A 22,699-nucleotide genomic window follows, 5' to 3' on the forward strand; every position below is an offset into this window, starting at 1 on the left:
GAGATCATTTTTTAGCATCACCTTCAGGTACAGGTGTATATCTAAGGTAAGGTTTTACCTCTCTCACACCTTTAGGAAATCTCTTAATAGCATCTTCTGTGGAAATTGAAGGAACTACAATAACGTCTTCACCACGCTCCCAGTTGGCAGGGGTAGCTACGCTGTGATTGGCAGTTAACTGCAGTGAATCAATTACGCGTAATACCTCGTTGAAATTTCTTCCCGTGGAAGCAGGGTAAGTGATCGTTAATTTAAGCGTTTTATCTGGTCCAATTACATACAATGAACGCACTGTAGCTGTTGCTGATGCATTGGGGTGGATCATATCATATAATGTGGCTACTTCCCTGTTCTCATCTGCAATGATAGGGAAATCCACCTGGCAATTTTGAGTTTCATTGATATCCTTGACCCAGCCTTTATGTTTATCCAACGGATCAACACTAACGGCAAGCACCTTCACGTTACGCTTTGCAAATTCTTCTTTCAATAAAGCAGTTCTTCCCAGCTCGGTTGTGCACACAGGTGTATAGTCGGCAGGGTGAGAAAATAAAACGCCCCAGCTGTCACCGAGGTATTCATAAAAATCAATGTCTCCTTCTGTAGTTGATGCTTTGAAGTTGGGGACTTTGTCTCCAAGATGTAAACTCATAAAAAATAAATGTTTGGGCCTGCCATGTGCAGGCTGGTTAATAAAATAAATTACTCCGTAATCAGGATTTCATAATCGATACGGGAATTCTTATTTAGCATAGCAGCAACCCCACAATATTTTTCCAGTGACAAATCTATGGCCTTCTTTATCTTTTCCCTGTATTCTTCTTCCGTTTTTAACTTATACGTAAGATGAATGGTTTTAAAAACTCTTGGATGCTCATCAGTTTGCTCGGCTTCAGCATCTATTTCAAGGCTTGCGAATGGTACCCGCATTTTCTCGAGGATATCTACTACATCAATGCCGGTACATCCTGCCAGCCCGGTTAATAATAAAGCTTTCGGGCTAAAGCCTGTTGAGCCATCTATTTGAATGGTGGAACTATTCTGAACACTATCAAAAGCATGGGCTGTTTTCCAGGTAGTTATTGTTTTCATTTTGAAGCTTCCTCAAGGTCTTTTAAAGTATGTTTTTCATTCTGCAGGGAATTATCCAGGGTCCATTCAACAGTTTGTTTAAAGCTATGCTGCCTTACAGGACAATCATTCTTTTTACAGATATGACACTGAAAATATAGACAACCATCATTGTGAACAAAAAGTTCAAGCGATTCTCCAAAATTACCACGGATGAGTTTTCCCAATTCATCTATTTCAAAGTGCGCCTGGTGAATATTAAAATACCAGGGAACGGTAAGGTGACAGTCAAGGTGCAGCACATTACCATATTTAATGACCCTGAGGTTATGCAGGTCTACCCAATTGTCACGACGGTTCTTTTCAAGCAGTTCTACCATTTTATCCAGCAATTTCATATCTGCTTCATCCATGATGCCGGCAAGTGAAGCCCTAATGATCTTATACCCTGTATAAACTATAAAGATACCAAAGCCAATAGCTACCACACCGTCAATCCAAAGGAAATGAGTTACTGAAATAAGTATTAAACCTGCAATGATGCCTGCGGTTGAATAAGTGTCTGATTGAAGATGTTTCCCACTGGCGATCAGGGCCAAAGAATTATTTCTCTTTCCCTGGCTCAGCGATAAGTATCCTAATATCCAGTTGATGATAGCTGTACCTCCAATTAAATAGATACCAACATCAAGCTTTTGAATAGGTACAGGTGCAATAAAGTTTTTGGCAGCACTGTAGATGATCAGAATTCCGGCAGACAATACCAATGTTCCCTCTACTGCGGCTGAAATAAATTCTGCTTTACCATGGCCATAAGGATGGTCTATATCACGTGGTTTGGCAGAGACATATAAACTGTATAAACCAATAAATCCAGCCACTACATTCACAATACTTTCCAATGCATCTGTAAGCACCGAAACAGAATTGGTAAGGTAGTAAGCAACAAACTTGGCAACCAGTAATATTGAGGAAGCAATAGCTATAAGGCGTTGCAACCTGAGGTTGCTGTTACCAGTCTTCTGTGTTTCAGGCAAAATGGAAGCTTAAAAAGTTTCTAAAGATTAAATAGCACTTTGATACCTGTCCTGTATGTAATTCCAGTTTACCACTTTCCACCAATTATTGATATAATCAGCTCTTTTATTCTGATAACGCAGGTAATAGGCATGCTCCCAAACATCAAGACCTAATAATGGATATCCTTTTATTTCAGCTATATCCATTATGGGATTATCCTGGTTAGGCGTAGATCCTATGCGAAGTTTTTTATCATGGTCAAGAAAAAGCCAGGCCCATCCACTTCCGAATCGGTTCTTACCCGCATCTGAAAACTGGGTTCTAAAAGTCTCAAAGGAGCCAAAACTGTCTGCAATAGCAGCCCCCAATTTTCCTTCTGGGTTTCCACCACCCTTTGGTGACATGGATTTCCAGAATAATTCATGGTTGTAATGACCACCTGCATTGTTGCGCATCTTGGTGGAATATTTTTTTATGTTAGCCAGCACATCTTCCAATGGCTTATTCATATTCACTCCTTCTGTCTGTGCCGCATCCTGGAGGTTTTTGGCATATCCTGCCGCATGCTTCGTATAATGAATCTCCATTGTTTGTGCATCAATGGCTTCGGTCAAGGCATTGTAACCATAAGGCAATGGCTCCTGGTTGAATCCTATATTGTCCTTGCGGGAAGAATTTTTGGATAAAACGGAGCAGGCGGATAAAATGGTTGAACCCACACAAATTCCTAATCCTGCTTTTCCGGTTGTACTGATGAAATCTCGTCTTGTGGATAAGGGTGCCATAATTTTTTTTGTGAAATTACTAAAATTAGAAGAGGTCAGTTTTTTTCACGAAGCGCTTTTATTTTCCTGCTGATCCTGTTGTAAAATTCCTTACTGAATAATTGCGAATCACGCATAGCTTTATACGTAAGGAAGATTCCAATAGGAACAAGGAAAAAAGTTGACATCCACATGCCGATCCTTGGATCCATACTGCCTTCCTTTGCAAATTTTTCTCCCGTAGTGCTACTAAAATAAAATAGCATGAAGAAGATAATAGCGAAAACAAGTGGGCTACCTAAGCCACCTTTCCTGATGATGGAACCCAGGGGCGCACCGATGAGGAAAAGCACCAGGCAGGCAACAGAAAGAGATATTTTCCGGTGCCATTCTATCTGGTGCTGACGCAGGTTGCGCTGCAGATCTTCATATTGTGCTAAAATGATTTCATTGCTTCCTTTCAAAGAATTGATACGATTGCCTGCCTTTTGATGAACCAGCGCCTTGATGCTATCTGGAATTAGTTGTTCAAAACTGCGGGCCTTAACAGGTGTTGCTTTGCCTTTCCAGTTGCTGTCAAGAAACCTACTGAAAGGAAGAAAGCCAAAAACATCTGTCTTTACCCTGCCCGCCATTAGTTTGTTCACCTTTTCGATAGAATCAATAGCCACGCCCAATTGGCGCATACTAAGCATACGGGCATTATTCTTATTTACACTGTCGGCCGTTCGTTGCTGTAGTCCGAATGAGCCAAGGTCAAATTGTCTTTTATATTCTTTAAATCCCAGGCGTATAAAGTCAGAAGTTGCAGATGTGCCTGACCCCCTTTCTTCATAACGCCAGCCATTTTTAAGGATAAACTCCATATACCGCTTGTTTTCCGATATACGCATGACCCCATCTGAGGCAATAATGAAGTTATCCTGGATTCCATTGGATTGTTCGTAAATGATAATATTCTTAATGATACTGTCATTCTTTTCCTTTTGTCCAATTTTGATGGCAAAGCCACTTAGCTTATCATAAAATACTCCTTCCTTCAGATCAAAAGAAGGTTTTGCATATACAATATCAGCCAAAAGAGTACGTGATTTCAGGTTGGCTACCGGTATGATATAGTTGGAAAACAAGAAGGCTATGCCGCAAATAAAAAGCGTTACAACAAACAATGGTCTCATAAACCGAAGCAGTGATATGCCCGCAGACTTGATGGCTATAAGCTCATAGCTTTCCCCAAGGTTTCCAAATGTCATCAGGGAAGAGAGCAATACGGCCAGGGGAAGCGCTAACGGCACCAGCACTGCACTTTGGTACCAGATGAATTCGAGGATAATGCCAGTGCTCAGCCCTTTACCAACAAAATCATCTATATAAAGCCAGAAGAATTGCATGACCAACACCAGTACCGTAATAAAGAAGGTAGCGACAAAAGGGCCAATGAATGCCTTAATAATAAGTTTGTCAAGTTTTTTGATCACTATGGCAACTGGTTTAAATAATTTTATAGATGCAAGGTTCAAAAATACAGCTTTCAGAGAGTGAGTTAGAACTGGCTTGTAATGCAGGTATCATCTTAACAAAAAATAGTATCATCAGCAAGACCATTGCATTACTTGGATCAGTAGAGGAATCTATCGCAGAACAAACGGACAGGGGGAGATTGTTCAGCATATCACCCAAGATCTCACGTGGTGAATATTATGAGGGCCTTCCTTATGTGGTTTTGGATTACCCGCGTTACTCAAGATCTCCGGACCTGTGTTTTATAAGGGCCATGTTCTGGTGGGGTCATTTTTTCAGCAGCACATTGCAACTTTCAGGCAATATCAAAACAAAATATATCCAGGCTATTGAAGCGTCATATGGTATACTGGCAGAAAAGGAATATTATATAGGCATCAACACTGACCCCTGGCAACATCACTTTGAGGATAACAATTATGTACCGATCCGAACCTTGTCTGCGGGTGCCTTCCAGGCAATACTTATGGAACAGGAACATATAAAAATTGCTGCAAAATTGCCATTATTGGAATGGCAACATGCAGCAGGCTTCATGATCAATAGCTGGAACCTCTTGGCTGGATTAATTACCTAAACGGTGAAAGAGGTCCTTCACCTGGTGATCCCATAACATGCTTTGATCCTTGATCTCTTTTTTCTCAGCGAAATCTTTAATGACCAAAATCGTCTGGTTGGTTACCTCAGATTTTTCTATAGCGAATTCAAAATATTCGTCCTTAGGTGCATGCGACCAATGAAAGCGTATAAATTTTTCTTCTTCCTGGTCTAATACTTCAGCCGTATCTTCTGAACCATTCCAGGAAAAGCTAAAAGTCCCATCTTCATCATCCACTTTATCAGCAAACCACTCCTGTAATCCGGAGGAGGTGGCCAGAAAGTCATAAAGGATAGTTGGTGAACATCTCACAGGATATTCTAAGGTGTAAAGTTGTTTTTTGCTCATCTTGCTTATCTAAGGCTGCAATAATAGAGAATTAATCAATTAAGCAAAATTTTTTTACCCCTATTTGGACTAGTTTACACAGTAATAATTTGGACAAATCCAAAAAAACTTGAAAAAATATTTTTTTCATATAGGCCTTTTTGTTAATTTGGATGAATAGATCAGCAATAGGCTGATATGAAGAACCAGAACTGTGATGGATATTTTGGGATAATTCCAAAACTAACTAAAACCTAAATCTTAAAAATAACCATCTAAAACCAATCCTATGAGTATGCGTCAACTCAAGATCACGAAGTCTATTACGAATCGTGAATCTCAAAGCCTCGAGAAGTACCTCCAAGAAATTGGCAAGGTAGAACTCATCACACCGGAAGAAGAAGTCCGACTAGCAAGATTGATCAAACAAGGCGACCAGCCTGCACTGGATCGTTTGACAAAAGCAAACCTGCGTTTCGTCGTGTCTGTTGCAAAACAGTATCAAAACCAGGGGCTGTCTCTTCCCGATCTCATCAATGAAGGAAACCTGGGACTGATCAAAGCAGCACAACGCTTTGATGAAACCAAGGGTTTCAAGTTTATCTCTTATGCTGTTTGGTGGATCCGTCAATCCATTCTCCAGGCATTGGCTGAGCAAGCCCGGATTGTTCGCCTTCCTTTAAACAAGGTAGGTTTGACCAATCGTATTCAAAAGGCTTTCTCCCAACTGGAACAGGAATTTGAACGTGAGCCCTCAGCTGAAGAATTAGCAGACCTGCTCAATATGGAGCTGGAGGAAGTTACTTCTTCACTGGGTATCAATGCACGTCACGTAAGTGTTGACACTCCTTTATCTGAAGGCGAGGAAAGCACTTTACTGGATGTGTTGGAAAACACCAATGCTGAAAAAACAGATGCCGCGCTTGATCACCACCAGTCTTTAAAAACTGAGATCGACCGCTCCCTTACAACACTTACCGAAAGGCAAAAGGAAGTCATCTGCTATTTCTTTGGTATTGGAGTAGACCATCCACTGAGCCTTGAAGACATTGGTGAGAAATTTAACCTGACCAGGGAAAGAGTTCGCCAGATCAAGGACAAGGCCATTACCAAACTTAGGTCTACCCAAAAGTGCAATTTATTGCGTAGTTATTTAGGGGCTTAAGCGTTTTCCATCCATCATCCTTGTTATCTTTGCGCAAACTTGTTTAGAGTGAACTTAGGTTCACTCTTTTTTTATCACTTAAATCCCCGATTTTACCGGGGTAGTAAGTTGATAAAAAGCTCTTTTAACCAAATTGTTAATTACTTAAAAATATTTGATTTAGAGTAAGGATTGTTATTATGCTTTACAACTGGGGGCTGTATTTCCAAAAGGTTTAAGAACATGCATAAGGATAACCTAATAATCTATCCTAAATCATTAAATACACGATTATGTTTGAAAGTTTAAGTGACCGGCTCGACTCGGCGTTTAAGAATCTGAAAGGTGAAGGGCGAATTACAGACCTGAATATAGCTGCCACCGTGAAGGAGATCCGAAGAGCCCTTGTAGATGCAGACGTAAACTATAAGATTGCCAAAGAATTCACGGACACGGTAAAGGATAAAGCCCTGGGTGAAAAAGTGCTTACTGCCATTAGTCCCAGCCAGTTGATGGTAAAGATCGTGAAGGACGAACTGGTACACCTTATGGGCGACGATGCGGCGGACTTTAATGCAAAGGGAGCCCCGGCAGTTATCCTGATAGCAGGTTTACAAGGTAGCGGTAAGACCACTTTTAGCGGTAAACTTGCCAATTATCTTAAAAAGCAGAAAAAATTATCTCCATTGTTGGTAGCAGCCGATGTGTACCGCCCAGCGGCCATGGAGCAGCTTAGAGTGCTGGGTGAGCAGATCGGTGTGGAAGTATACCTGGAACTTGAAAATAAGAACCCTGTAGAAATAGCTCAAAATGCTATTAGGGATGCGCGCAGCAAGAATAAGAATGTGGTTATTATTGACACAGCAGGTCGACTGGCTATCGATGAAGCCATGATGACCGAGGTGGCAAACATTAAAAATGCTGTAAACCCGCAGGAAATCCTGTTTGTGGTCGATAGCATGACAGGGCAGGATGCTGTAAACACTGCCAAGGCATTCAATGACCGCCTGGATTTCAGCGGTGTGGTATTGACCAAGTTAGATGGTGATACACGGGGCGGGGCCGCTCTTTCTATCAAATACACGGTCAATAAGCCCATTAAATTCATCAGCAGCGGTGAAAAGCTTGATACACTGGATGTCTTTTACCCTGAGCGGATGGCCCAGCGGATATTAGGGATGGGAGATATAACCACTCTTGTGGAGAAAGCCCAGGCCCAGTTTGATGAAGAACAGGCCCGAAAGCTGGAAAAGAAGATCCGCAAGAACCAGTTTGACTTTGCTGATTTCAAGCAGCAATTGGAGCAGATCAAAAAAATGGGAAATATCAAGGATTTAATGGCCATGATCCCAGGGGTAGGTAAAGCCATAAAGGATATAGATATTAGTGATGATGCCTTTAAAGGCATTGAAGCAATCATTAACTCCATGACACCGGAAGAGAGAGCCAATCCAGACCTGATTGATGGAAGCCGCCGTAAGCGGATATCCAAAGGAAGTGGCAAAGACATTACTGAGGTCAATGCCTTCATGAAACAGTTTGAGCAAATGAGGGAAATGATGAAAATGATGAACAAAATGCCTATGGGGCGCATGATGCCTGGCATGCGCAAGTAAAATGGCCATCTTTATTTATAAAAGCTCCTAAATATTGAATTTTGGGAGCTTTTTAGTTTAGGAATATATTGAACCATACTGGCAACCGGGGTAATATCCGGAAAAAGGGGTAGCTATTGGCATTCATTCAATAGAAGGTGCCTTATGCTTACTTATTTCCGGGAAAATAGCTTACTTATGGCTGGAAAGGCTTTTTATACATGGAATATTGGCCACTTAACCTTTTTATCAATTCTTTATTGCCTTTTTCCGATCCAACACTTAGATTTGCAGCTTAATAATTATTGTTTCACGCATTTAAATTTCTATTTAAGATGCCAGTTAAAATCCGTTTACAAAGGCACGGGTCTAAGAAAAGACCCTTCTACTTCATTGTTGTTGCAGATGCACGCAGTCCCCGCGATGGTAAATTCATTCAAAAGTTAGGAACCTACAATCCTTTGACAACACCTGCCACTGTGCAGCTGGATCGTCAAAAGTCATTGGAGTGGTTGCACAAAGGTGCGCAGCCTACCGATACTGTTCGTAAGATTTTATCGTACAAAGGTGTTTTATTCCTTAAGCATTTATTGCGCGGAGTATCACTGGGCTTGTTTGACGAAGCTACGGCTATGACAAAATTCCAAAGTTGGCATTCTGAGCATGAAGCTCAAATCAGAAAACGCCAGGAAGAAGCTCAACGTGAAAGAAGAGGCAGAAGAAATCCTCCTTACCAGCGCCGTGAAAGAAGACCGGCTCCTGGTGCAGGTTCTGAAGGCTAATTCCTCATCCAAGACCTTCAAAAGATTAAGGTGGTCCGTTTGTCGGATCACCTTTTTTTATGCCTTGAATTTTTCTGTTACTCTTTTCTTATTCAATTATTGTTCTTATTTTACCCCCCGGCTTACACTTACCAGTTCCTTAATTACCAATGCTTATGACGACCCGCCCTACCAGTTAAGGTGAAATATTATTTTGTTTTCCTTGCTGTTGTTTATCCTTCCCTCCTTTTGAAAAACAATAACCATAACTGACCATATGAATAATTCAAACCAATTTTCATCCTTATATAATCAGTGTAGTTTAAATGTCCAGGGTTATAAAGCCTTTCCAACCCAGTGTGCTTCCATACCGTACTATGGACATTTATATTTTGGAGATAAGAAAGACCTGATACTTCCTAATCAACAGGACAAACTGGAAAAAGTAGTTGAGTACCTTTCTTCCAGCCGGCATAAGTATCAACAATTCTTAAGACAAAAAGGGCGCTATCCTTCTTTAGATATTTATGCTTGTTTTCAACCTTTTAATGAGGCCTTTAAAGCATTTTACCCATTTATCAATTTGATAAAAGCATCAGTAAAGGATGGTGATGTGATAGTCAACCTATGGGACAGGAGTGGCTGGACCGCAAATTTTTTAGCCGGGCTGTTTCCTAAACAACATATCATAACTGTATGGGAAGGTGATAAAGATATCCTTGGCTACAGGGGATTTGATTACTGGATGTCGCCTCTAAGACAAACGAACCAAACTGTTTTGTTTGCTGATTTCTTAAGACCGTTACCTATTGAAGATGGTATTGCTGCAGCAGTAATTGGCTTTGACCTCTTGCATAGGTTTCACCAGCCTGAATTATTAAGTGATATTAATAGAATTGCACAACCTGATGCACCTGTTATTTTCCCCCATGTGCACTTGACCAATAATATGCCTGAACCTTTCTTTGAAAGAGGATGTCGTCAATTACATGGAAACGATTACCAGCATCTGTTTGACACGCTATCAAAAACTACCAACAGGAAAGGTTACATTTTTTCAGAACCATTTCTATTTAATTGGAATGACAAGAGCCTGGAATTGGAAATGAAGGCCCAATCAGAGCCTGCACATACTGATTACAATGCATGTATTGCCTGGTTACCCAAAGGTGAAATTGTGCTCGAGGCCTGGCGAGGCCATTTAGAACCCGGATGGGAAAAAATGTATCTGTTGCAAAATCCTTTATTGGAAATAAACAACAGCTCTAAAACTATTGAACTAAATGAAAGGTCATTTGATAATACATTACTTTCCTTCCTGGACCGGCATCCGGTGTACGCCAATAGGATAAAAGAAACAATAGGCAGTTCAGTTACAACGCAAGTTATAGAGGTACTTTACTGGTCAAAACATGGCTTGCCACTCTGCGACATTATACAGAAAACAGGTGTGACAAAAGAAGAAATGATCCAGATGCTTCAAAAGTTCTGGGATATGGACCTTGCACAGGCTGTACCTGTCAATGAAGCTGGATTCAGATTACAAACACTGCTGGGACAACAACAATACATCTTAGAAAGGTCTGAAGACAACTTACAAGCTTTTTGGAAGCAATCTGTAAACTTTTATGGACAGCAGCAATGGGTTCAGGTTGCAGGTGAAGAAGGGCTAACCTATGATCAGGCGGATGAACTAATAGAGTTGCTCAAGAAAGCTTTAACAGCCCAGGGGTTGAAAAAAGGCGACCGTTTATTACTTTGCACAGGTCTTCATACAGAAACACTGCTATTATTTTGGGCAGCTGTTTCTATAGGCATTGTTGTAATCCCTATCTCTCCAAAAGAATCGCCTTATCGCATAAAAGCTTTTATAGATTCACTTAAACCTTCATTCGCTTTAGTAGATCCAGGTCTATTGGATACATTCTCAGGTGCAGGATGTAATTCAGTGATAATGACAGACCTTATTGCTGACCCATTATATAAGGAAGAAACATCTTTTCAAACCTGGCTGGAGCTTTCCATGGTAAAAGAAGTGCAGGTAGATGTTATTGATCCCTTATATAATGATGTTGCGGTTATATTGTGGACGACAGGATCCACCGGCAATCCCAAGGGTATACCTCTTACCCATCAACAGTTGATCCGGTCTGGCCGGTTAATGACTGAAACCTACCACTGGAAGAAAAATGACCGTTATTATGCGCTAGGTGGATTGGAAGCTATGAGCGGATTACGACATGCAACTGTAAGCGTAGCTGAAGCAGGAGCCTGTTGCGTCATACCCAATAAGCATGAAACCATTTTTGATCATCTTGATACTATTATACAAGAAAAGATATCAATCATTACAGGCAACCCTGTTTTCTTCAGGCAATTGCTGTTAAGCGCAAAAGGCAAATTGAATAACAAGTCAATACGACTGGCTCTTTGCACAGGCAATCAGCTATCAGCAGAATTAAGAGCATCCTGGAAAAAGGATACTGGCATACACATGTATAATTATTATGGGTTGACCGAAACTTCCGGAATTTGTATTGCAGAACCTCTGAAATCTGAAATAATACATAAGGATAGTATTGGCATTCCGATAGACTCATTGATAAAGATCATTGATGAAAATGGACAAACAGTAGAAAATGAACAGGTCGGGGAACTGTGTATCTATGGTGAAGGTGTATTCAATGGATATTACGAAAATGAAGAAGCAACCAACAATGCATTAAAGGATGGCTGGTTCTATACTAAGGATATGGCAATTCAACATAAGGATGGTACCATAAGCCTTTGCGGCCGTATATCAAATATGGTTAAACTTCCTACTGGTGAACGGGTTGATATTTCAGCCATAGAGGAAACATTAGTAAATCTAAAACAGCTTAAGGACTGGGCAGTTTGTGTTATTTCAAAAGAAGAGAAGGAAGACATTGGAGTTTTCTTTGTCCCGGAGGATGGCACTCAATACAAAGAGCAAACTGACATTATAAAAGAGCTCATAAGAAGTAAAATTGGCCAATATGCAGTTCCTGCTTTAATACAACCTGTCAATTTCATCCCCAGGGGCAATCATAACAAGGTGCTCCATAAACAATTGATTGATCAATATTTTCAAAATATCAAAATAAAATAGACCCCTGATGTTTCAACAGTTATTTGTACAACCGCCTGCAAAAACTTTCCTTCAGACAGAAGATAAAACTTATTCTTATAAATGGCTGCAGCAAAGGATACTTCAAATAGCAGGGTTGTTTGATTCCCTTTCTCTTAAACAAGGTCAGCGCCTTGTATTGGCAATTTCAGACGACGTAGAAATGAGTACCCTTTTCTTAGCAGCACTGGCCAATGGTATTACAGTGGTAGTAGCTGATCCTGAATGGAAAGCTGCCAGGGCAAATGCAATCATAGGAAGGAGTGAACCTGCATGTATTATTGCAGACAAATCTTCGCTTGATACTTGGAAATTGCAGTTAAACAGTAACTGCATTATTATACCTTTTTCAAAAACAAATGCAAACCGGCCAGCCTTATTATCAAGGTTTCTTCAAAAGAATAAAGCAGAAGCCAAAGAAGATAGCTTTAGCACTTTATTAGAGAAATCAGTTCCTGTTGCATCCCTACCCGCCTCTATAGATCCTGAAACAATAGCCTATATAATATTCACGTCGGGAACTACTGCAGATTCAAAAGGCGTTGCTATTTCGCACAACAATCTTAACGCACATCTATCTACTCTTCAAAAAGTTTATGGACTAACACAGGAAAGCAGCATACTGAATCAACTTTTATTATGCCATGCTGATGGGTGCATCCAGGGACCGCTGTTATCCGTATATGCAGGTTGCACATGGCACCGGCCATTCAGATTCACAATTGAAAAAATACCTGCGCTCCTTGACTACTGCTATGCCAATAACGTATCTCATCTATTCATGGTACCTGCCATGCTTAATATGCTAATACAGTTTTCTGAAAATTATGAAGACAGCTTTAGTTACCCGGCCTTTAATGCCTTAATATCAGTATCTGCACATCTTGAAGGTCCGCTATGGGATAAATTTGAATCCATTTTTAAAGTACCCGTTTCCAATGTCTACGGGCTAACCGAAACGGTTGCTGGAAGCCTTTTTTCAGGCCCTTTACAAGAAACTTCATGCAAGTATACAGTAGGCAAGCCTGTTGACTGTGAAATAAGGATAATTAATGAACAGGGTGAGGATGTTGGCAATGGAACGCCAGGTGAACTTCTTTTAAAAGGCCCCCATATTATGAAGTCCTACTGGCAGGATGAGAACCTTACGAATAATTATATAAAAGATGGCTGGTTCTATACAGGTGACCTAGCCGCCATTGACGCCGAAGGATTTGTAAAAATCTGTGGACGTAAAAAGAATCTCATTATTTCAGGGGGGATAAATATTCAACCGGAAGAAGTTACAGAATGTCTTTTACGTCATCCTTCTGTTTCAGAAGCCTGTGCTATAGGGCTACCTGACCATGTTTTTGGCGAAAAGCTGATAGCTGCAATAGTATTGAAACCAGGCAGCAATGATTCATCCTTAGACCTGGTTAACTTCTGCAGGGAATACCTTGAAGAAAAAAAGGTACCTACTAAAATATTTATAGTCCCGGAATTACCTAAAGGTGTCTCTGGCAAGGTTCAATTAAATGTATTGAAAGAGCAGCTTCTCCAGCTACATCCAAAAACGCATGAGATAAATGGTGAATACCTTGACCAGGTATTAAACATTGCTTCAGAAGTCTTCCAGGTTCCAGTTTCTAATTTATCAGTGAATGATAATTCCAATACGGTAGCTGGCTGGGATTCAATGGCACACCTGGTATTTATAACAACATTGGAAGAAAATTTCAGCATCAGCTTTTCAACAGCAGAAGTCATAACTATGAACAGTATTCAAAAAGCCCTCAAACTTATAGAGCAAAAACATGTACCGGCCACAGCGTGATACTATGCCACCTTTAGGGTTATGGGCATTAGTAGGGGTGGCAACCATATTGATCTTTTTAGCAACCTATCGTTTTATTGTTCTGGAGAAAGAAAAAGATTTTGACTCCAGGATAGCCTATATACAACACAAATCGGAAACTGCAGGAAACAGACCAGTAGTATTAATGCTGGGCACATCTTTATCAGAATACGGACTGGATAGTACAACGGAAATAGAAAAGCAAGTTAGCTGTATTAACAGGCAAAACCCCGTGATCATCAAGATCTGGAAGCCAGCGATACAGGTAAACCAAATGGTTGACAACCTTAATTATATAGCTTCTAAGCCTCCGCAATTATTGGTTATTGAAGCTAACATGTTTTGCTATGCTCCACGCATAACCATGCTGAATCAAACCCTGAGAGCGTTTTACAGCGCTTTCAGATTCGAACCTTTACATGAACCTTATTTTCCCGATAAAACACCAGAAGTTTACACACCTCATACAGGGAACATCGGGGACTTCCGGGATAAAACAGTTGACACCCTCCAATTGATCTCATTCAGAAAATGGGCCAACCAACTACAGGCTTCAGGAACAAAGATCCTCCTGGTAAATTTTCCAATTGAAATGCAGGAGGAAATAAAGAAATGGAACAGCAGTGATACTATTGCATTCAACCGGAACATCAGGTTTTTACAACAACAGTTAAAGTTTTTCTATTACAAACCATCATGTTACCTGGATTCAACAAACTTTATAGACAAGGCACATATGAATAAAAAAGGATCAAAGTTGTTCACTGCCATGATATGTAACTCTATAGCAAAAGCCCTGCAAGATCAATGAATATTGAGTTTGTCTTACTCGCCATTATCTTAATAACTGCTCCAGTACTATGGAATGTATCCAGGTTCTGGCAAGGGAAGGTTATGATGATCTGCACCCTTCTTGTTTTTGCCTGGCTTGCTCCCTGGTCATTGCTCATCATGGTGCTTACCGCTTGCGCACAATGGCTAATCTGGAAGTATATGCCACCGGCATTAAAAACTACCGGGGTTCTATTAACTATATGCCTTCCGCTGCTGGTGTTGTTATCATATAAGTTAGGACATAAGACTATCAATTGGATCATCCCCCTGGGTCTTTCCTATTATACTTTCAGACAAATACATGCGGCATTTGAATGTTACAAAGGCATAATAAAGGTGCCCACCTTAGAGGAATACCTGCAGTACCTGCTGTTTTTACCAGTCATCCTTGTTGGCCCCATTCATCGCATGCCTGAATTTCAGCGCAGCCTGCGCCGCTTAAAATGGCAGCCCTCTGTTTTTTCAGATGGTATGGAGCGCATTTTGTATGGATTGATTAAGATTAGTTTCCTTGGCAATTATTTATTTAGTGTCAAGTTCCCTCAATTAGCAGAGCATACTGACTCTGTTTTTATTAAACTATATATACAAACCATCGCCTTTACCGGTAATGCTTATGTGCAGTTTGCAGGGTTCTCCGACCTTGCCATTGGAATGGGATTAATATGGGGCATCAGGGTGATTGAAAATTTCAACCGTCCTTTTCTCGCTACTAATATGCAGGATTTCTGGACACGTTGGCATATCTCTTTATCTAGCTGGTGCAGGGATTATATCTTCCAGCCTATTATAGCTTTGTCCCGTAATCGCTGGATAGCCCTTATAATTTCAATGCTTGTACTTTCATTATGGCATGAAATATCACTTCGTTATATTATCTGGGGCATGGTACAGGCAGCGCTTGTTTTATTAACTGTTCAATCCAGGAAAACATTTCCCTCTCTTTCACGCTTTGTTAACCAACATCCAATAGGAAAATGGATGGGCCGTATATGGGTATTTCATTTATTTGCCTTTAGCTGTATTTTCATCGGGTATGAAAACATACATGCTGCAGGTGCACTGTTTAAACAACTATTTGGATAATGTATAGCTGGCTATTAAAACATACTTCAAAAAGAATGGCTAACCTGCTCATATTTGCATGGTACCTGTTATTGGTATTGCTGGTACTTTTCTCCTTAAACTTTGAACCAGGAAGGTTCCGTTATTTGCAGTGGTAACAGATAAAAATTGATTATAATTGTTTTGGTGACCCCGCAGGGACTCGAACCCTGGACCCGCTGATTAAGAGTCAGCTGCTCTACCAGCTGAGCTACGGAGTCTTATAAATTTGCACAAGCAGCAATCATTATTCAGGAACCTTCTAGTAATTGTTTTCAGTTAAAGTTAGCAGTTCTATGGTTTCAATTTCCTGATAAAACTCACTATGCTATTAGTCAATGCTTCTGCTATGGGAAGTAATGCATCATTGTAGGTGGCAATATTAGCATTCCTGTCACCATACACAATTCTGAAAATATGGTTCATGTTTTGTATCTCCACTAATTGTGCTCTACCATTTGCTTTTTCAAGCGACCTGGCATCTTCCAGTGATACCTGTATATCATTGGTGCCCTGGATGATCAATACAGGGATCGTAAGCTTTTTGATCTCCACAGATGGATCATACTTAAACCAGGAGATTATATAAGGTTGTACACTAGGCCTGAATAATGAAAACAACATGGGATTGACATTGGAAACTGTCTTACCCGCTACAAGGCTATCAATAATGGGAAATGAGAGATCTTTAACAGCCTGTGGTTGTTTGTCCAATTGTTCTTTTAATATTTTATCTGCAGGTCTTCCCGCCCCGGCTATAGATACATAGCCATCTGCATTATTGTTAGCAGCCATCATACCAATAAGAGAACCTTCGCTATGACCAATTACAATTAACTTAGAAAACCTCTTATCCTTTCTTAACAAACCGACCCAGCCCTTTGCATCATTTACATAATCATCAAACCTGAGATCGGCTTCGGATTTAGCAGCAGCTTTGCTTTCAGCTATTGCTCTTTTATCATACCGCAATGATGCAATCCCACTGTCTGCCAATGCAATAGCCAACTTATGGAGGCTTTCATTCTTCATCATAGGATTATTACCATTCCGGTCAGTAGGTCCCGAGCCCGCAATGATGAGTGCTACAGGAACAGCGCCATTACTTTTTGGCAACGTTAAGGTTCCAAAAATATCGCCTGTTGATGTATGAAGTGTAAGAGGTGATTCCTGGTAGCTACTATCCTGCAATGGTGCAGCCTTCATAATTGTACAGCACAATACTACAAAACAGCTGAAAATGATATTTTTCATAACCTCAAAGTAATCAATAAGAAGCTTAAAGAAGATGAGTGCCCTTAATTAGGTTAAATCAGTCCTCTTTTAATTGCTTCTTTTACAAGTCCTGCAGTATTCTTTACATCAAGTTTCTGGTTAATGTTTAACCGGTGGGTTTCTACGGTACGGAGGCTTATAAAAAGCTTGTCAGCTATTTCCTGGCTGGAGAATCCTTCTGCAATCAATTGAACCAATTCCTTTTCTCTCTTGGTCAACGGCACTTCGTAGATAGAACGACGCTGCCCGGTCAGGCTTTCCTGCAACAATATTTTTTTAATGGTCTCATCCATATAATCTTCGCCATTCATTACAGTTTCAATGGCGGTTAAAATGGTTTGCTTATCTGCATTCTTTAATAAATAACCCTTTGCCCCACTTCGAAAGATCTGCTTTACATAATTACTATCATCAAAGCTGCTGAAAGCAATAACTTTTGTTTGAGGGTAATGCCTTGTTATTTGTTTGCATAAATCAATGCCATTAGTTTCCGGCATCTGGATATCCATTAGCAACACATCCAGGCAAGATGCTTGCAGGAAATTCAAAAGTTCGTTACCATATTGCGTGGTATATGCCACCTGCAAATGAGGGTAAGTCCCAAGCATTGTTTTCAATCCATCAATGACCACAGCATGGTCATCAACTATCCCTAAGCGGATCTGGTTCATATTAGATGGTTCGTATTTTAAGTTCAGCAATTTCAAACTCCAGGTATGCACTTACTCCTTTTCCCGGCGCAGACTCGATCTCCATTTTGCCATTGATAGATTCTACCCTGGATCGCAAGCTCTTTAAGCCCATTCCATCCTTTTCCAGGGAATTAACATTAAATCCCACACCATTATCTTCCAATGTGATGGTTAAAAGATCTGCCTGTTGGCAGACTTGTACAATTGCCTTCTTTGCCTGTGAATGCTTCAGTATATTATTCAACAATTCCTGTACTATACGATAAACAGTTAATTCAAAACTTTCAATGAATCTATCTATTTTCCCCAACGAATCATATTGAATAGTAATTGAATTATTACTAATGGATCTACAATACCGATCAAGGGCTTCATCCAATCCATGCATGATCAAAACTTCGGGCATTAAGTTGTGAGAAGTTTTCCTAATCTCACCTGAGGCAATATCAAGAAGCTCCATTCCACGCCGGAAGCTATCATCCTGATAAATATTTATAGCTTTGACATCCACACTACTGAAATGCATTTTAACTGCTGCAAGCAGCCCGGCTACTCCATCATGCAGATCTTTCGCAATGCGACTTCTTTCCTTTTCCTCACCATGCATTAATGCCTGAATCAGTTGTAATTCTTTCTCTTTTTGAATAGTATCAAGTTTTCTTTTATGAACTTGCCTTTTATACCTGAAGTTGACGAATACAAGCGCTGCTACTAACAAAGCAGCTAATGTGGCCCCAATACTATACAAGGTGTATTGCCTTGCCTTTTGTAATTCAAGGTTCTTTCTTGTAATCTGCAATTCCTGTATGGATATTTCCTTTTCTTTTTGGGCAGTATTGAACTTTACTTCTAATTCCTGTGCTGCCAGTTGTATCTTTTCGCTGCTGATACTGTCCCTATATACCTGTGCCAATCGCATATACTGTAAAGCACTTTTATAATCCCCTGCTTCATTTTTCAGGAGACTCAGCGTGTCATAGCACCTTTGTAATACAGAGATTAGATGTAATCGTTTAGCCAGGGGAAGTGCTGCTTTTAGGCTTTGCTCGGCTAATACTGGCAGATGTATTTCCCGGTACAAGAAACCTGAAACCATTAATGACTCAGTCGCAAAGGATTGGTCATTTGACAGGGTTACATCCCTTTCCAGCAATTTTATGTTTCGAATTGTATTAACACGATTCTGTTTCATGGCATAACAGGCTGCAAGGTTCATATGTATATATCCTCTTATCGTCCGGTCATTGATCTTTTCAGCTGCTGGGAGAATGGACTGATGTAGCGCTATAGCCTCGTCTGGTCTTTGTTCCCAACTGTAAGCCATCGCTTTATTTCCAATGGCCTTTATCAACAATAGTTCATTATGTGCCCTTTTGGCACGCTCAATACCCTTATCCAGGTAATGATACGACTGATCGAATTTTCTTTTTACTTTATAATAGCTACCAAGTCCCTGGCAAGCCATTGATATCAAACTATCATTCTTTAACTGCTCACCTATAGATAGTGCCTTAAAGAAATAAAACAAACAAGAATCACCATTTCCCTGCTTAAAGAAGAGGAGGCCCAATTTTATTGATATATTGCTTTGCCAACCTGGTAATGAATGGACCTGGCTTAACTGGTATGCCTCGCTAAATACCAATCTTGCATTGACCAGGTCCGATCTGTGCTGATAATACATGCCGTATTGGAACAGAGCATTTACCAGTGCTTCATTATTTTGCTCAGCCCTGTATCTTGAAATATTGTTTTTGTAAATACCTTCTTCGGCATTACCAGGATCATTTTTACCAATCTGGCTATAGCAAACATTGCATAAAAGAGATGGTAAGAAATAAAAAATAAGCAAGAATAAGTAATGCTTCATCCTGGTTGGTAGCTTGGTATTACAAATGTAGCTTGCCACAGCTTTTTTTCCTATAGCCTAAAGAGTAGTGGCCGCTTTATCAGTCATTTTCAATTCTGAAACATCAAATTCAAGGTAAGCGTTAACACCTTTTTGTAACGAAACTTCTATATCTATTTTCCCACTTATAGCAAGGATCCAGGTTTTCAGACGCATCAATTCCCTCTCATCATCCAAATTATTACCGGTCATAAGTCCAACGCCATCATCTTCAATGGAGACAGAGAGGTAATCTTCCTGCTGTGTTAATTGCACAATTACCTGGGAGGCTTTAGAATGTTTTACTGCATAATTCAGTATTTGTGATACAATACGAAATACAGATAGTTCAAAACTACCTTCATACTTGTCAATCTCACCCCAGGAATCATATTCCACCCTGATAGTTTTATTATTGTTGAAGCTTCTGCATAATCTGCATAGGGCATCATCAAGGCCACCTTGCATTAATGCTTCAGGCACCAGGTTATGAGCAGTTCTGCGAATCTCATGGGCTACCTCATTAAGAAGATGCATCCCTTGTTGACCTTCTGCTGTATGTCCCAAAAGATCACTTTGTGTTCCGGTACTGAAATGCATTTTTACAGCCGCCAGCATTCCTGCTATGCCATCATGTAGTTCCTTTGCAATGCGGGTTCGTTCCTTTTGTTCTGCCTGTATCATCACCTGCAGCAATTTGAGTTCCTTCTCTTTCCGCAAGTTGGTGAGCTCTTTAGCTTGCATTCTTTTATTTAGCCGGTATTGCATAGTAAAAATTACCGCAACCAACGCAACTATCAGTGCCAATAAACCATAATACATATAATAGTTGCTCTTTAAATTTAAAATAAAAGAATTGGTAATGGCTTGCCAGCAATAGTATTGGCGTTCATAATTATTTTCCTTTAGTCGGCATACATCTGTAATAACTAATGCCAAACAATAATTAATACCGGGCTTTCTGTTTAATATAAGAAGGGTAGTACCAAATGCACTACCCTTCTTTAACTTAAAATTTAAAAGTCAAACCCAATTGAAGCGGAGAGATCCCATAACCTAATTCAGCGTATGCACCTATGTTTGTGCCAAACAGGTATCGTGCCCCGGCATGTAGTTCAAAATCCAGGTCTCCACCAGATGAATTATAATTGAAATCACCCTCGCCTGTCGCATCTGTATACTTAAAACTGAAATGCCTGTAAAAAAGCCCAGCTCCACCATAAACATCCAGCTTAGGATTACTTACTTTCAATGCTTCATTGAAATGGTAAGAACCCCTTGCTCCAAATAGCAGGTAAGTGTACTTCCAGTCACTCACATACTTCTTCTGGATAAAACCTAATCCTAAACCGGCAGTGATGTTTTTAGTGAATCCATGCTCAAAAGAAGCTGTAACAGGAAGGCCCCCTGTACCCGAAAGCCCATAGCTTCCCAGGCCAATACCTGCATTAAAAAAGTTCACACCTTTAACATCTGTAAATCCGGTTACTTTGGCACCCTGCGCTAACAAACTGCCTTGCATTACAACTGTGATCAGTAATCCTAATAATAACTTTTTCATTTTCTAATAATTCGTATTTAGTTGGTTAATGATGATGTAAAACTAACATGCCGTTTGTAGGAGTTTCTTTGTACAACTACCGGTATTTAAATATCAGTAGTAGTACTTACCCTGCTTGTAAAAACCGTGAAACATTTGACCTTACATAAAAAGCCCGCAAATGCGGGCCTTTTCTGATAAGAGTAACACTGCTAATGATGAACTGTGCATGAGTACACAGCAGGCAATAGCTTAATTATTGCTTGCTGTGTCTATCGCATCTATAGTTTAATAAATTCCACACGCCTGTTTTTTGCCCGTCCTTCTTTAGTCAAATTATCTGCTACAGGTAAAGCTTCTCCCATACCATCACTTTGCATCCTTGATCCTTCCACCTGGAAATCATGTATGAGTGCTTGCTTCACGGCAGCCGCCCTGCGTTTTGAAAGTTCTTTGTTGGCAACATCCGCTCCTTCATTATCTGTGTGTCCAACGATATTCACCTTAACTGTAGGATTTTCATTTAATATGCCGGCAATTTCTCTCAATACTCCCGCAGATTCCGGTTTTAGATGATCAGAACCGCTATCAAATAAAATTCCGTTAGTTACCCATTTTCCTTCTGTCAGCAACTTGTGCCGGGCATCTGCTGCACCTTCCGCTACCCGTATATTTGAAATATATACACCAACTTTTTCTTCATCATAATATGAATTGGCTACTTCAAGGGCCAGGCGGTTATAACTTCCGGTTGCTGGTATAGCCTGTGGTACATCATAGATCTTTTCACCATTGATCCAAAGCCGTAGCCTCGTTTTTTGTACCCACATGGCAACGTGAAAAGGGGTACCATAATTTGCATCCAGTTTTTTTAAATTCTTTTGACCTGAGTTAAAATAATTCTCTCCATTATGATCTGTGGATAGGTTAATAGTAGAATTGCCTCCCTCCGCTGGAGCAATGGTTATTCCGGTATTTGCAAAGGCATTAGGATCGGCCAGGTATTTGCGTCCATCTTTACCTTGCTCAATAGGCTCCAGCAATTTGAATAGTATGGAGGGATAGACATATCCTTCTTCAGCAAAATTGAGCACCATATCAAATTCAACGGTGAAATTGTCTGGAAGCTTTTTGACTTCAGGCGCTATAAAATGCCCGCCCTGGAACATACGCAACCATTTACCAGGCTGGCTTTTAATAGTAACTACTTCGCCGCGGTTATTGGTACTCCACAACAAAGGAAACTCACCAACTATATCTTGAGAAAAATCTTCCGTATATACTAACTGTGCACCAGGTAAGAAGTCATAACGACTATAGCTTTCAAAAGCTGGTGCATCTTTAGCTCCCCGCTGTTTCTCTTCCACTGTTACATTAACATCAGGCGTATCAACAGGGTTCCTGTTTTTGCCGGCGACATCAATTTCTTTATCCATTCCTTCATTTGTACGCTGCTCCAATCGGTCCTTTACTTTCTGTTTAAACTTGTTTAAAGCTCCCTGGGAGAATCCCTGGAAGGGAATGGCAATGAGCATGCAAAAAAGGATCTTCTTCATATCGTATGGTTTAGGGTGCTATTT

General features: G+C 40.3%; 20 protein-coding genes and 1 tRNA gene. 8 read left to right on the forward strand and 13 right to left on the reverse strand.

What is annotated here, in order from left to right; all coding sequences use genetic code 11:
• Nucleotides 1-4: 4 nt before the first annotated feature.
• Genes BUA53_RS11515 through BUA53_RS11535 form a run of 5 tightly spaced genes read right to left on the reverse strand, consistent with a single transcriptional unit; the run spans nt 5 to nt 4,375 of the window.
• Nucleotides 5-652, reverse strand: a complete 648-nt coding sequence (locus BUA53_RS11515; RefSeq protein ID WP_072835527.1) for a peroxiredoxin — start codon at nt 650-652, stop codon at nt 5-7.
• A 50-nt stretch (nt 653-702) separates the two neighbouring features.
• Entirely contained in the window at nt 703-1,092 is a 390-nt protein-coding gene (locus BUA53_RS11520; RefSeq protein WP_072835528.1) for an OsmC family protein, read from the reverse strand.
• A complete protein-coding gene (locus BUA53_RS11525) occupies nt 1,089-2,108 on the reverse strand; it encodes a cation diffusion facilitator family transporter (RefSeq protein WP_072835529.1) in 1,020 nt (339 codons plus the stop codon). Before BUA53_RS11525 ends, BUA53_RS11520 begins: the two co-directional genes overlap by 4 nt.
• Nucleotides 2,109-2,135: 27 nt before the next feature.
• Nucleotides 2,136-2,876, reverse strand: coding sequence for a superoxide dismutase (locus BUA53_RS11530; RefSeq protein WP_072835530.1), 741 nt, complete (start codon nt 2,874-2,876; stop codon nt 2,136-2,138).
• A 35-nt stretch (nt 2,877-2,911) separates the two neighbouring features.
• Nucleotides 2,912-4,375, reverse strand: coding sequence for an LptF/LptG family permease (locus BUA53_RS11535; RefSeq protein WP_245793097.1), 1,464 nt, complete (start codon nt 4,373-4,375; stop codon nt 2,912-2,914).
• Here BUA53_RS11535 and BUA53_RS11540 point away from each other — a divergent pair.
• Complete coding sequence (locus BUA53_RS11540; protein WP_072835531.1) at nt 4,363-4,953, forward strand: hypothetical protein; 591 nt, start codon at nt 4,363-4,365, stop codon at nt 4,951-4,953. The two genes, BUA53_RS11535 and BUA53_RS11540, sit on opposite strands and share 13 nt — an antisense overlap.
• Here BUA53_RS11540 and BUA53_RS11545 read toward each other — a convergent pair.
• Nucleotides 4,942-5,322: an START-like domain-containing protein gene (locus BUA53_RS11545; RefSeq protein ID WP_072835532.1), complete on the reverse strand. Its 381-nt coding sequence runs from the start codon at nt 5,320-5,322 to the stop codon at nt 4,942-4,944. The two genes, BUA53_RS11540 and BUA53_RS11545, sit on opposite strands and share 12 nt — an antisense overlap.
• A gap of 274 nt (nt 5,323-5,596) precedes the next feature.
• Between BUA53_RS11545 and BUA53_RS11550 the strand changes: the two genes are divergently transcribed.
• The 7 genes from BUA53_RS11550 (at nt 5,597) to BUA53_RS11580 (ending at nt 15,706) form a co-directional block, all read left to right on the forward strand.
• Nucleotides 5,597-6,466 carry a sigma-70 family RNA polymerase sigma factor gene (locus tag BUA53_RS11550; RefSeq protein WP_072835633.1) on the forward strand — a complete coding sequence of 290 codons (870 nt, stop codon included), beginning with the start codon at nt 5,597-5,599 and terminating at the stop codon, nt 6,464-6,466.
• A 272-nt stretch (nt 6,467-6,738) separates the two neighbouring features.
• On the forward strand, nt 6,739-8,061 hold the full coding sequence (ffh, locus tag BUA53_RS11555) for a signal recognition particle protein (protein ID WP_072835533.1): 1,323 nt from the start codon (nt 6,739-6,741) through the stop codon (nt 8,059-8,061).
• Between the two features lie 314 nt (nt 8,062-8,375).
• A complete protein-coding gene (gene rpsP / locus BUA53_RS21710; RefSeq protein ID WP_072835534.1) occupies nt 8,376-8,822 on the forward strand; it encodes a 30S ribosomal protein S16 in 447 nt (148 codons plus the stop codon).
• Nucleotides 8,823-9,078: 256 nt separating this feature from the next.
• Complete coding sequence (locus BUA53_RS11565; protein WP_072835535.1) at nt 9,079-11,931, forward strand: class I adenylate-forming enzyme family protein; 2,853 nt, start codon at nt 9,079-9,081, stop codon at nt 11,929-11,931.
• Between the two features lie 7 nt (nt 11,932-11,938).
• Nucleotides 11,939-13,765: an AMP-binding protein gene (locus tag BUA53_RS11570; protein WP_072835536.1), complete on the forward strand. Its 1,827-nt coding sequence runs from the start codon at nt 11,939-11,941 to the stop codon at nt 13,763-13,765.
• A complete protein-coding gene (locus tag BUA53_RS11575) occupies nt 13,746-14,597 on the forward strand; it encodes a hypothetical protein (RefSeq protein ID WP_072835537.1) in 852 nt (283 codons plus the stop codon). The genes BUA53_RS11570 and BUA53_RS11575 overlap by 20 nt, the downstream gene beginning before the upstream one ends.
• Nucleotides 14,594-15,706, forward strand: coding sequence for an MBOAT family O-acyltransferase (locus BUA53_RS11580; protein WP_072835538.1), 1,113 nt, complete (start codon nt 14,594-14,596; stop codon nt 15,704-15,706). The genes BUA53_RS11575 and BUA53_RS11580 overlap by 4 nt, the downstream gene beginning before the upstream one ends.
• Before the next feature lie 163 nt (nt 15,707-15,869).
• Here the strand turns inward: BUA53_RS11580 and BUA53_RS11585 are convergent.
• The 7 genes from BUA53_RS11585 to BUA53_RS11615 all read right to left on the reverse strand — a co-directional run bounded on the left by BUA53_RS11585 (nt 15,870) and on the right by BUA53_RS11615 (nt 22,675).
• Nucleotides 15,870-15,945, reverse strand: a tRNA-Lys gene (locus BUA53_RS11585).
• Nucleotides 15,946-16,018: 73 nt separating this feature from the next.
• Nucleotides 16,019-16,978 carry an alpha/beta hydrolase gene (locus BUA53_RS11590; RefSeq protein WP_072835539.1) on the reverse strand — a complete coding sequence of 320 codons (960 nt, stop codon included), beginning with the start codon at nt 16,976-16,978 and terminating at the stop codon, nt 16,019-16,021.
• 53 nt (nt 16,979-17,031) lie between these two features.
• Nucleotides 17,032-17,670: a response regulator gene (locus BUA53_RS11595; protein WP_072835540.1), complete on the reverse strand. Its 639-nt coding sequence runs from the start codon at nt 17,668-17,670 to the stop codon at nt 17,032-17,034.
• A 1-nt stretch (nt 17,671) separates the two neighbouring features.
• Nucleotides 17,672-19,600 carry a sensor histidine kinase gene (locus BUA53_RS11600; protein ID WP_217652989.1) on the reverse strand — a complete coding sequence of 643 codons (1,929 nt, stop codon included), beginning with the start codon at nt 19,598-19,600 and terminating at the stop codon, nt 17,672-17,674.
• 18 nt (nt 19,601-19,618) lie between these two features.
• Nucleotides 19,619-20,518, reverse strand: a complete 900-nt coding sequence (locus BUA53_RS11605) for a sensor histidine kinase (protein WP_072835542.1) — start codon at nt 20,516-20,518, stop codon at nt 19,619-19,621.
• Nucleotides 20,519-20,588: 70 nt separating this feature from the next.
• A complete protein-coding gene (locus tag BUA53_RS11610) occupies nt 20,589-21,140 on the reverse strand; it encodes a hypothetical protein (RefSeq protein WP_072835543.1) in 552 nt (183 codons plus the stop codon).
• 260 nt (nt 21,141-21,400) lie between these two features.
• Nucleotides 21,401-22,675, reverse strand: coding sequence for an OmpA family protein (locus BUA53_RS11615; protein WP_072835544.1), 1,275 nt, complete (start codon nt 22,673-22,675; stop codon nt 21,401-21,403).
• Nucleotides 22,676-22,699 lie beyond the last annotated feature (24 nt).

Source organism: Flavisolibacter ginsengisoli DSM 18119, from assembly GCF_900129295.1.
Classification (GTDB): domain Bacteria; phylum Bacteroidota; class Bacteroidia; order Chitinophagales; family Chitinophagaceae; genus Flavisolibacter; species Flavisolibacter ginsengisoli.